At 61.7% G+C, this 10,215-nt stretch carries 11 protein-coding genes; 8 read left to right on the top strand and 3 right to left on the bottom strand.

Going from position 1 to position 10,215, the window contains the following annotated elements; translation table 11 throughout:
- Positions 1–80: 80 nt before the first annotated feature.
- Both J4E53_RS28285 and J4E53_RS28280 read right to left on the bottom strand, forming a co-directional pair.
- Positions 81–1,235 (bottom strand): patatin-like phospholipase family protein, encoded by a 1,155-nt coding sequence (locus J4E53_RS28285; RefSeq protein ID WP_060741117.1) that lies wholly within the window; start codon positions 1,233–1,235, stop codon positions 81–83.
- A gap of 36 nt (positions 1,236–1,271) precedes the next feature.
- Positions 1,272–2,204, bottom strand: a complete 933-nt coding sequence (locus J4E53_RS28280) for a lipid A biosynthesis lauroyl acyltransferase (RefSeq protein WP_060741116.1) — start codon at positions 2,202–2,204, stop codon at positions 1,272–1,274.
- Positions 2,205–2,322: 118 nt separating this feature from the next.
- Between J4E53_RS28280 and minC the strand changes: the two genes are divergently transcribed.
- The 7 genes from minC to J4E53_RS28245 all read left to right on the top strand — a co-directional run bounded on the left by minC (position 2,323) and on the right by J4E53_RS28245 (position 7,992).
- Positions 2,323–3,060, top strand: coding sequence for a septum site-determining protein MinC (gene minC, locus J4E53_RS28275; protein ID WP_060741115.1), 738 nt, complete (start codon positions 2,323–2,325; stop codon positions 3,058–3,060).
- A gap of 201 nt (positions 3,061–3,261) precedes the next feature.
- Positions 3,262–4,074 (top strand): septum site-determining protein MinD, encoded by an 813-nt coding sequence (gene minD / locus J4E53_RS28270; protein WP_003179114.1) that lies wholly within the window; start codon positions 3,262–3,264, stop codon positions 4,072–4,074.
- Positions 4,074–4,328 (top strand): cell division topological specificity factor MinE, encoded by a 255-nt coding sequence (gene minE / locus J4E53_RS28265; RefSeq protein WP_003179111.1) that lies wholly within the window; start codon positions 4,074–4,076, stop codon positions 4,326–4,328. Before minD ends, minE begins: the two co-directional genes overlap by 1 nt.
- 102 nt (positions 4,329–4,430) lie before the next feature.
- Positions 4,431–5,066 (top strand): RluA family pseudouridine synthase, encoded by a 636-nt coding sequence (locus J4E53_RS28260; RefSeq protein WP_018612476.1) that lies wholly within the window; start codon positions 4,431–4,433, stop codon positions 5,064–5,066.
- Between the two features lie 36 nt (positions 5,067–5,102).
- Entirely contained in the window at positions 5,103–6,206 is a 1,104-nt protein-coding gene (locus J4E53_RS28255; RefSeq protein WP_103311015.1) for a hypothetical protein, read from the top strand.
- 100 nt (positions 6,207–6,306) lie between these two features.
- Positions 6,307–7,596 (top strand): M18 family aminopeptidase, encoded by a 1,290-nt coding sequence (locus J4E53_RS28250; RefSeq protein WP_103311013.1) that lies wholly within the window; start codon positions 6,307–6,309, stop codon positions 7,594–7,596.
- Between the two features lie 213 nt (positions 7,597–7,809).
- Complete coding sequence (locus J4E53_RS28245; RefSeq protein ID WP_060741113.1) at positions 7,810–7,992, top strand: hypothetical protein; 183 nt, start codon at positions 7,810–7,812, stop codon at positions 7,990–7,992.
- Positions 7,993–7,999: 7 nt separating this feature from the next.
- On the opposite strand, the gene J4E53_RS28240 is transcribed toward J4E53_RS28245, so the two are convergent.
- A complete protein-coding gene (locus J4E53_RS28240; RefSeq protein WP_060741112.1) occupies positions 8,000–8,728 on the bottom strand; it encodes a UTRA domain-containing protein in 729 nt (242 codons plus the stop codon).
- A gap of 349 nt (positions 8,729–9,077) precedes the next feature.
- Between J4E53_RS28240 and J4E53_RS28235 the strand changes: the two genes are divergently transcribed.
- Positions 9,078–10,145 carry an ABC transporter substrate-binding protein gene (locus J4E53_RS28235; RefSeq protein ID WP_103311011.1) on the top strand — a complete coding sequence of 356 codons (1,068 nt, stop codon included), beginning with the start codon at positions 9,078–9,080 and terminating at the stop codon, positions 10,143–10,145.
- Positions 10,146–10,215: the final 70 nt, after the last annotated feature.

The following is a 10,215-nucleotide window of genomic DNA, read 5'->3' as shown; positions in this document are numbered from 1 at the left end:
ACATTGGTTTCGTGAAAGCCAGGATTCAGCGCCCACCGCAAATCCCTTGCTCGCGATAGCGGTGGACCTGCTTGCATCAGTCAGGACAACCCCAGGAACCGACTCAACGCCTCGCGCTGCGCCAACGCATCCTGGCGTCCCAACTCGATCAGCTCGCTGCAGTACCCCGCCTCGAACAACAGATAACTCAACACCCCCGCGCCACTGGTCTTGGTCGCGCCCGGCCCCCGCAGGAAAACCCGCAACGCACGGGGCAGTTCCTGACGATGGCGAGCGGCGATTTCATCGATGGGCTGGCTCGGCGAAATCACCAATACCTCCACCGGTGCGGCGCCGAGGGCATGGGCCGGCACATCATCGGGCAGCAGGTGGCTGAAACCGTTCAAGCGTTGAAGCAATTCGATGTCGCTTTCCAGGCTGTCAATGAAGGTGCTGTTGAGCATATGGCCGCCGATCTGCGCCAGGGTCGGTTGCAGGCCCGTGTAGCTGCGCTCGGAAGGATCCTGGCCACCGGCGCCACGGGGGTTGCCGCTGACGCCGATCACCAGCACGCGATTGGCCCCCAGGTGCAAGGCCGGGCTGATGGGCGCCGATTGCCGCACCGCGCCGTCGCCAAAGTACTGCGGACCGATCTTGACCGGCGCGAACAACAGCGGAATCGCCGAACTGGCCAGCAGGTGCTCCACCGACAACTGCGTCGGCACACCGATACGTCGGTGGCGCAGCCAGGCATCGATGGTCCCGCGTCCCTGGTAGAAAGTGACGGCCTGGCCGGATTCATAACCGAATGCCGTCACCGCCACCGCCCGCAGTTGCTGTTCGGCGATGGACTGCTCGATGCCCGAGGCGTGGAACTGGGCCTGGAGCAGTTCGCGCAGCGGCGAACTGTCGATCAGCGCCACCGGTAACTTGGCCCCCAGGCCCAACAGGCTGTGGGTAATGAAACGCGTCGCCTGGGCGATCACGCCCCGCCAGTCGCTGCGCATGACCTGATGGCTGCGTACCGCCTGCCAGAACGCCGTCAGCCGTTCGATGGCGGTCTTGAAGTCCATCGCCCCGCTCGCCAGGCTGACCGCGTTGATCGCCCCGGCCGAGGTGCCGACGATCACCGGAAACGGGTTATCCGCCCCGTCGGGTAACAATTCGGCAATCGCCGCCAATACCCCCACTTGATACGCCGCCCGAGCCCCGCCGCCGGAAAGAATCAAACCTGTAACCGGTTCAGCTGGGGTCATCGCAATGCTCCGTGCTCAAGGTGATATCAAAAAAACTCAGCCGCGTTTGTCGTACAGCTTGGGCTCGCCCGGTGGACGGCTCTTGAAGCGCCGGTGGGCCCAGAGGTACTGCTCGGGACAATCGCGCACCGATTGCTCGACCCATTGATTGATGCGGATGCAATCGGCTTCCTCGGTCTCCCCCGGGAAATCCGTCAACGGAGCCTGGATCACCAGCCGATAACCGCTGCCATCGGCCAGGCGCTCCTGGGTGAAAGGCACCACCAGCGCCTTGCCCAGGCGGGCGAACTTGGTGGTGGCGGTGACCGTCGCGGCCTGGATGCCGAACAGCGGCACGAACACGCTTTGCTTGGCGCCGTAGTCCTGGTCCGGCGCATACCAGATCGCCCGGCCGGCCCGCAGCAGCTTGAGCATGCCCCGCACGTCGTCACGCTCCACCGCCAGGGAGTCGAGGTTGTGCCGCTCGCGGCCCCGGCGCTGGATGTAGTCGAACAACGGGTTCTTGTGCTCACGGTACATGCCATCGATGGTGTGCTGCTGGCCGAGCAAGGCCGCGCCGATTTCCAGCGTGGTGAAATGCAGCGCCATCAGGATCACGCCCTTGCCCTCGCGCTGGGCCTGCTTGAGATGCTCCAGCCCTTCGACATGGGCCAGTTTCGCCAAACGCGAACGCGACCACCACCAACTCATGGCCATTTCGAAAAAGGCGATGCCGGTGGAGGCAAAGTTTTCCTTGAGCAGACGCTTGCGCTCGGCAGCGGACTTTTGCGGGAAACACAGTTCCAGGTTGCGACGGGCAATGCGCCGTCGGTCGCCGGCCACCCGGTACATCAGCGCCCCCAATGCACGACCGACCCGCAGCAATAACGGATAAGGCAATTGCACGATCAGCCACAACAGCCCCAGGCCGCACCACAGCAGCCAGAAACGCGGATGAAAAAATGCAGCTCGAAAACGCGGGCGATCCATTACAACTTCCATTAGGACATGGGCCGCGCATTCTACATTGTTCGACCCGGGTTGCGGCTGGCGGACGATCTCGTTATAAGTCTCGGCACTTTTAGTGACAAGCCGTTGTACGCCGACCATGAGCCAAACCGAACCGCTAGACCAAGATCCCGTGTTCCAGCTGAAGGGCAGCATGCTCGCCATTACGGTGCTGGAACTGGCCCGCAACGACCTGGAGAGCCTTGACCGGCAACTGGCGGCGAAAGTCGCCCAGGCCCCGAACTTCTTCAGCAATGCCCCCCTGGTGCTGGCCCTGGACAAGCTGCCGGCTGGCGAAGGCTCAGTGGATCTGCCAGGCCTGATGCGCATTTGCCGCCAGCACGGTCTGCGCACCCTGGCGATCCGCGCCAGCCGCATCGAAGACATCGCCGCCGCCATCGCCGTGGACATTCCCGTGCTGCCGCCGTCCGGCGCCCGGGAACGCGTGCTGGAACTGAGCCCGGTCGAAACGAAGAAAGCCCCGGAAAAACCACCGGAGCCCACCATCAAGCCAACGCGGGTCATCACCACGCCAGTGCGCGGCGGGCAGCAGATTTATGCCCAAGGTGGCGATCTGGTCATCGTGTCGTCGGTCAGCCCGGGGGCGGAACTTCTGGCCGATGGCAACATCCATGTATACGGTCCGATGCGCGGTCGAGCACTGGCCGGCGTCAAGGGTGATACCAAAGCCAGGATCTTCTGTCAGCAATTGAGCGCTGAGCTGGTTTCCATCGCCGGGCAGTACAAGGTCTCCGAGGATTTGCGTCGCGACCCGTTGTGGGGGGCCGGCGTTCAGATCAGCCTGTCGGGCGACGTGTTGAACATCATTCGGCTTTAACGGATACTGCCGCATTTTCCAAGCATCTCTAAAACGAGCGAAAACGGCTTAAACGACGTAGGAAAAAGGATCTGGCAGTGTTTACCGGAGGTAGACCCCGCCCGACAGCCAATTCCAGCCAAGCCTGTCCAATTGCAACGGTTTTCCAGAGATGTTTTTCAGGGGCTGACAAAGTCCCTTTTTCCTTAGGGGTGAAACACCTTGGCCAAGATTCTCGTGGTTACATCCGGCAAGGGTGGTGTGGGTAAGACCACCACCAGCGCCGCTATCGGTACCGGCCTCGCTCTGCGCGGCCACAAGACAGTCATCGTCGACTTCGACGTCGGCTTGCGTAACCTGGACCTGATCATGGGTTGCGAGCGTCGCGTGGTCTACGACTTCGTCAACGTCGTCAACGGCGAAGCGAACCTGCAACAGGCCCTGATCAAGGACAAGCGCCTTGAGAACCTCTACGTGCTGGCCGCCAGCCAGACCCGCGACAAAGACGCGCTGACCCAGGAAGGCGTGGAAAAAGTCCTGATGCAACTCAAGGAAGACTTCGAGTTCGTGGTCTGCGACTCCCCGGCCGGTATCGAGAAAGGTGCCCACTTGGCCATGTACTTCGCCGACGAAGCGATTGTCGTGACCAACCCGGAAGTGTCGTCGGTCCGTGACTCCGACCGCATGCTGGGCCTGCTGGCGAGCAAATCCCGCCGCGCCGAAAAGGGCGAAGAGCCGATCAAGGAACACCTGCTGCTGACCCGCTACAACCCACAACGGGTCAGCGACGGCGAAATGCTCGGCGTCGAAGACGTCAAGGAAATCCTCGCGGTCACCCTGCTGGGGGTCATTCCGGAATCCCAAGCGGTACTCAAGGCTTCCAACTCCGGCGTGCCGGTGATTCTCGACGACCAGAGCGATGCCGGCCAGGCATACAGCGATGCCGTCGATCGCCTGTTGGGCAAGACCGTGGAGCATCGTTTCCTCGATGTAACGAAGAAAGGTTTCTTCGAGCGCCTGTTTGGAGGTAGGTAATGAACCTTTTTGACTTCTTTCGTGCCAACAAAAAGCCCAGTACCGCCTCGGTCGCGAAAGAGCGTCTACAGATCATCGTGGCGCACGAACGCGGCCAACGCAGCACCCCTGACTACCTGCCAGCCTTGCAGAAGGAACTGGTGGAAGTGATCCGCAAATACGTCAACATCGGTAGCGATGACGTGCATGTGGCGCTGGAAAGCCAGGGCAGCTGCTCGATCCTGGAACTCAATATCACCCTGCCGGATCGCTGATCGCCCCGGCGGGAGCCACGGCGGCTCGGGTCCTTCTCCTCCCACCCTTGGGTTCGAGAAGGGCCCGAGCCGCCGTTGGCGTTTGTAACGAGACTGTTTTCAATGCCCCTGTCCAACATCCGCATCATTCATCAGGACGCCGCTGTCCTGGTGGTCGACAAGCCGACCCTGTTGCTTTCCGTGCCCGGCCGGGCCGACGACAACAAAGATTGCCTGATCACCCGCCTGCAGGAGAACGGCTATCCGGAAGCGCGAATCGTGCACCGACTGGACTGGGAAACCTCCGGCATCATCCTCCTGGCCCGTGACCCGGACACCCATCGCGAACTGTCCCGGCAATTTCATGATCGCGAAACCGAAAAAGCCTACACGGCGCTGTGCTGGGGCCAACCGGAGCTGGACAGTGGCAGCATCGACCTGCCCTTGCGCTATGACCCACCGACCAAACCCCGGCATGTGGTGGACCATGAACAAGGCAAACACGCCCTGACCTTCTGGCGCGTACTGGAACGTTGTGGCGACTGGTGCCGGGTCGAGCTGACGCCGATCACCGGGCGCTCGCACCAATTGCGCGTACACATGCTCTCCATCGGTCACCCGCTGCTGGGCGACGGGCTCTACGCCCATCCGCAGGCCCTCGCCGCCTGGCCACGCCTGTGCCTGCACGCCAGCATGCTGAGCTTCACCCACCCGCAAAGCGGCGAGCGCTTGCGCTTCGAGTGCCCGGCACCGTTCTAGATCCGTGAAAATGGTTTCATCCGATAAAGGCTTGGCATGCAGGTTATTGATTTTCAGGAAACACCCGTCAAAAAAGTCCGCCACCAATTGCTGTATCTGATCTACGGCGACAAGGACGCTTATCGCCACGAAGCCAAGTTCAGCATCCTCACCGCCCTGGCCCACGGCAATCCGGCGACCCTGCCCAGCATCAGGATCCTGACCGACCGGCCTGAGGATTATCGCGGCTGGCCAGTCGAAACCCTCGCGCTGAGCCCGCAGTTGCTGGCCGAGTGGCAAGGCAACAACGGTTACATTCACCGACGCAAGGCCTGTGCCATCGCGGCCGGCCTGACGCTGGCGGAGAAGACTCTGTTCGTCGACACCGACACGCTGTTCCTGTCCGATCCCGACCTGCTGTTCAAGCAAATCCAGCCAGGGCAGTACCTGATGGACAGCTTCGAATACCACTGGGACTATGTCTGCAAGCGCGAGGACTACCTCAAGCTGGGCACGCGCCTGCGCGCCCACGGCATCACCCCAGACAACAGTTTCAAGCTCTACAACAGCGGGTTATGCGGTGTGACGGACAAAGACGGCGCGCTGCTGGCCCAGGCCGTCGGGCTGATCGATGAGTGGACCGAAGGTAGCTTCGACATCCACACCATCGAACAGATCGCGATTTCATTCACCCTGCGCAACCAGGCCATCAGCGAAACCAACAAGCACGTTTATCACTACTTCGCCGAGAAGCGCTTCTTCCACACCATGCAAGCGCACTTCTTTGCCCAGCACGGCGAGGCATTCAATACCCAGTTGGTGGAGCGTTGCCACGACGTTCCGCGCACCCGGCCTTTCCCGTCGGCCTGGCGGCGGCTGAAGATCAAATGGCAGTTGCGCAATCACAGCGGCCCCTTGCACAGGATCGGTCGCGACCTGCTGTATGGCAGCGCGGCACCGGAGCATCCTTACTACAACCTCTGCCGGCACCATTGGTGGGATTCGGCATCGCGGGAGATCCTTCGCCTGGACCCGAAGCGCCAGCAACAGTGGTTCGGCCAACTGGAGCACTGGCCGCGGCACCTGCCAGAACCGTCCAAGGCACAAGACAAGTCCCTGATCATGGCGCACTTGCGCAAACGGATCACAGCCTCGGGCTGATCGATGGCGGGGCCCGTGGAACAACCCCCGACGGGGGATTGGCCTGCAACGCAGGCTGTCGATGGGGTAAACTCCCGCCCATCGCTGTCTGGAGTGACTTATGCGCGCAGAGTTGAACCAAGGCCTGATCGACTTCCTCAAGGCCTCCCCTACCCCGTTCCATGCCACCGCCACCCTGGCCAAGCGCCTGGAGGCGGCCGGCTATCAGCGTCTTGACGAACGCGAGACCTGGGCCACCGAGGCCAACGGTCGCTACTACGTCACGCGCAACGACTCCTCGATCATCGCCTTCAAGCTTGGCCGCAACTCACCGCTGCACGACGGCATTCGCCTGGTCGGCGCCCACACCGACAGCCCTTGCCTGCGGGTCAAGCCACAGCCGGAACTGCAACGCCACGGGTTCTGGCAGTTGGGCGTGGAAGTCTACGGCGGCGCGCTGCTGGCGCCGTGGTTCGACCGCGACCTGTCCCTGGCCGGGCGCGTGACCTTCCGCCGCGATGGCAAGGTCGAAAGCCAGTTGATCGATTTCAAGGCGCCGATCGCCACGATTCCGAACCTGGCCATCCACCTCAATCGCGAAGCCAACCAGGGCTGGGCCATCAACCCGCAGAACGAACTGCCGCCGATCCTCGCCCAGTTCGCCGGTGACGAGCGCGTCGACTTCCGTGCCGTGCTCACCGATCAACTGGCCCGCGAACACGGCCTGAATGCCAACGTGGTGCTCGATTACGAGTTGAGTTTCTACGACACCCAAAGCGCCGCGGTCATTGGCCTGCACGGCGACTTCATTGCCGGCGCGCGCCTGGACAACCTGCTGTCGTGCTACGCCGGCCTGCAAGCCTTGCTGAACGCCGACACCGAAGAAACGTGCGTACTGGTGTGCAACGATCACGAGGAAGTTGGCTCGTGCTCGGCCTGTGGCGCCGACGGCCCGATGCTGGAACAAACCCTGCGTCGCCTGCTGCCTGAAGGTGAAGAGTTCGTCCGCACCATTCAGAAATCCCTGCTGGTGTCGGCGGACAACGCCCACGGCGTGCACCCCAACTATGCCGACAAGCACGACGCCAACCACGGCCCCAAGCTCAACGCCGGTCCAGTGATCAAGGTCAACAGCAACCAGCGCTACGCCACCAACAGCGAAACCGCCGGGTTCTTCCGTCACCTGTGCATGGCCGAAGAAGTACCGGTGCAGAGCTTCGTGGTGCGCAGCGACATGGGCTGCGGCTCGACCATCGGCCCGATCACCGCCAGCCAGCTGGGCGTGCGCACCGTGGACATCGGCCTGCCGACCTTCGCCATGCATTCGATCCGCGAACTGTGCGGCAGCCATGACCTGGCGCATCTGGTGAAAGTGCTGAGCGCGTTCTACGCCTCTCGCGAGTTGCCATAACCGCCCCGAAGGCATGATGAACCCTGTGGGAGCAAGGCTTGCCCGCGATGAAGGTGATGCGATTTTTCCAGAAATCGAGTCGCCTTCATCGCTAGCAAGCGTTGCTCCCACACAGCGTTCGCCTCGGGATTGAGGGGTGTGCTGACACACATCATCACAACCCGGCAAAACCCCGACTAGACTGGCCTTATCCCCCCTGACAAGGCCGTCTCCATGGTTTCCATGTCTTCGTTCAACAGCATGCTGGTCCCCATCATCGCCGGCATGATCCTGCTGGCCATCGGCTTCAACTTCCGTGACAAGAACGTCGGAGTCTTTGCCATGTGGATCGGCATGTTGCTGATCCTCGCCACGGTGTTATTCAGGATCCTGGCCAAACTCAACGAGTCAGCCTGAGTTCACCTCAAGCGGGCGGTTGCTCGGGCACATCCACCCCGACATGGATCGCGTCGTGTCGCCAGAACTCCAGGTCGCAGTCGATCAGCCGCTGGTGCTGGTCATAGTTGACCCGTGCGATGCGAAGCCCGGGGCTGCCCACCGAAACCCTCAACGCCGCTGCCGCCTCCGGCTGTAAAGAGGTGGGCACGATTTCGAACTTCACCCGGCCGTAGTGCAGGTCGTAATGGCGGGCGTACAACTCGGTGATGGACTGGTTGAGATCGAACTCGAGGATGTCCGGAAAATACTGTGGGTTCAGGTAGTGTTCGACGTAGAGCACCAGGCGCTCGTCGATACGACGCACGCGGCAGATCTGGATCACGCTGGACAGCGCCGGCAGTTGCAACCAGGCACACACGGCCGCCGAAGCCGGTTGCAGGCGCGCCGAGATCACTTGGGTAGAAGGCACACGCCCCTGGGCCGCAACCATGGCGTGGAAATGGCTGCGCTGCATCAGGTTGTAGGCCAGGCGCGGCGGCGAGACGAACCAGCCGCGGCGCTCCTCCCGATAGATCTGCCCCTGGGCTTCGAGCTGCAACAACGCCTCGCGCACGGTGATCCGCGTGGTCCCGAACAATTCACTGAGCTTGCGCTCGGCCGGCAACTTGCTGCCGGGCGCCAGCAACCCGTGGTCGAGTTGCTCTTGCAGGACCTGTCCGATGGCTGTCACCGCTTTGGTTGCATCGATGCGCATCAACGTTACCTATCTGGACTAGGCCAGCACTGTTTCGGGGCAGGATCGACGGTTCATCGATCCACTTCTGGGTCCAGCAAGCCTAGGCACTGCACATGACTGGCAGATGACAGAGCCGCCGAACGGTCGTTGTGCCAGCGTGCAAATTAACGGCCAAGTCCTTTCATATCAGCTGTTTAACCATGGTCTACGCTTAATTCGCAGCCAACCTCCACGAGCCGGGTATTTCCTGGAGCCTCCAACACCGACATCAAAATGTCACAGGGCTCGCCTACATTGGCTCAGGTATTGCTGACCTAGACCAACACAACCGCAATCGCAGCGTTGAAAACGCCCATAGGAGCTTCGGATGAAACAGCTTTTCCTGGCATCACTGTTAGGCTCGACCATTGCCATGTGCACCGCCGCCATGGCCGCTGACACCGATCTGAAAACGTTGGAAGCCGCTGCGAAAGCGGAAGGCGCCGTCAACAGTGTCGGCATGCCCGATGACTGGGCAAACTGGAAAGGCACCTGGGACGACCTGGCCAAGGTCTACGGCTTGAAACACATCGACACCGACATGAGCTCGGCCCAGGAAATCGCCAAGTTCGCCGCCGAAAAAGACAACGCCAGTGCCGACATCGGCGACGTCGGGGCGGCGTTCGGCCTGATCGCGGTCAAGCAGGGCGTGGTCCAGCCCTACAAGCCAAGCACCTGGGAACAAGTGCCCGCCTGGGCCAAGGACAAAGACGGCAACTGGGCATTGGCCTACACCGGCACCATCGCCTTCATCGTCAACAAGAAGCTGCTGCACGGTTCCGAAGTGCCGACCAAATGGGCTGACCTGAAGACCGGCAAATACAAAGTCTCCATCGGTGACGTGAGCACCGCGGCCCAGGCCGCCAACGGCGTGCTGGCGGCGGCCCTGGCCAACGGCGGCGACGAGAAGAACCTCCAGCCGGCCCTGTTGATGTTTGCCGAGATCGCCAAGCAAGGGCGCCTGTCCATGGCCAACCCAACCATCGCCACGATGGAAAAAGGTGAAGTCGAAGTCGGTGTGGTCTGGGACTTCAACGGCCTGAGCTACAAGGCCAAGATGGCCAACCCGGATGATTACGTCGTGCTGATTCCGTCCGACGGCTCGGTCATCTCCGGCTACACCACCATCATCAACAAATACGCCAAGCACCCGAACGCCGCCAAGCTGGCCCGCGAGTACATCTTCAGCGACGCCGGCCAGATCAACCTGGCCAAGGGCAACGCCCGTCCGATCCGCGCCGAGCATCTGAAACTGCCGGAAGAGGTCCAGGCCAAGCTGCTGCCGAACGAGCAGTACAAAGGCGTGACCCCGATCAAGGATGCAGATGCGTGGGAGAAGACTTCCAAGGCACTGCCGCAGGCGTGGAATGAACAAGTCATCGTCGAGATGAAGTGAGGCGGTAGTCAGACCCGCTCGGATATCCACTGGCAATCCAATTGTGGGGGCAGGCCCTTGTGGGAGCAAA

The organism is Pseudomonas sp. FW305-28 (genome assembly GCF_017351395.1).
GTDB classification, from domain to species: Bacteria; Pseudomonadota; Gammaproteobacteria; order Pseudomonadales; family Pseudomonadaceae; genus Aquipseudomonas; species Aquipseudomonas fluorescens_AA.
This window is presented reverse-complemented; position numbering and strand designations above follow the sequence as displayed.

Coding starts and splice junctions, on each gene's coding strand:
- J4E53_RS28285 (WP_060741117.1), bottom strand. CDS start 1,235: ATGACCCCAGCTGAACCGGTTACAGGTTTGATTCTTTCCGGCGGCGGG.
- J4E53_RS28280 (WP_060741116.1), bottom strand. CDS start 2,204: ATGGATCGCCCGCGTTTTCGAGCTGCATTTTTTCATCCGCGTTTCTGG.
- minC (WP_060741115.1), top strand. CDS start 2,323: ATGAGCCAAACCGAACCGCTAGACCAAGATCCCGTGTTCCAGCTGAAG.
- minE (WP_003179111.1), top strand. CDS start 4,074: ATGAACCTTTTTGACTTCTTTCGTGCCAACAAAAAGCCCAGTACCGCC.
- J4E53_RS28260 (WP_018612476.1), top strand. CDS start 4,431: ATGCCCCTGTCCAACATCCGCATCATTCATCAGGACGCCGCTGTCCTG.
- J4E53_RS28255 (WP_103311015.1), top strand. CDS start 5,103: ATGCAGGTTATTGATTTTCAGGAAACACCCGTCAAAAAAGTCCGCCAC.
- J4E53_RS28250 (WP_103311013.1), top strand. CDS start 6,307: ATGCGCGCAGAGTTGAACCAAGGCCTGATCGACTTCCTCAAGGCCTCC.
- J4E53_RS28245 (WP_060741113.1), top strand. CDS start 7,810: ATGGTTTCCATGTCTTCGTTCAACAGCATGCTGGTCCCCATCATCGCC.
- J4E53_RS28240 (WP_060741112.1), bottom strand. CDS start 8,728: ATGCGCATCGATGCAACCAAAGCGGTGACAGCCATCGGACAGGTCCTG.
- J4E53_RS28235 (WP_103311011.1), top strand. CDS start 9,078: ATGAAACAGCTTTTCCTGGCATCACTGTTAGGCTCGACCATTGCCATG.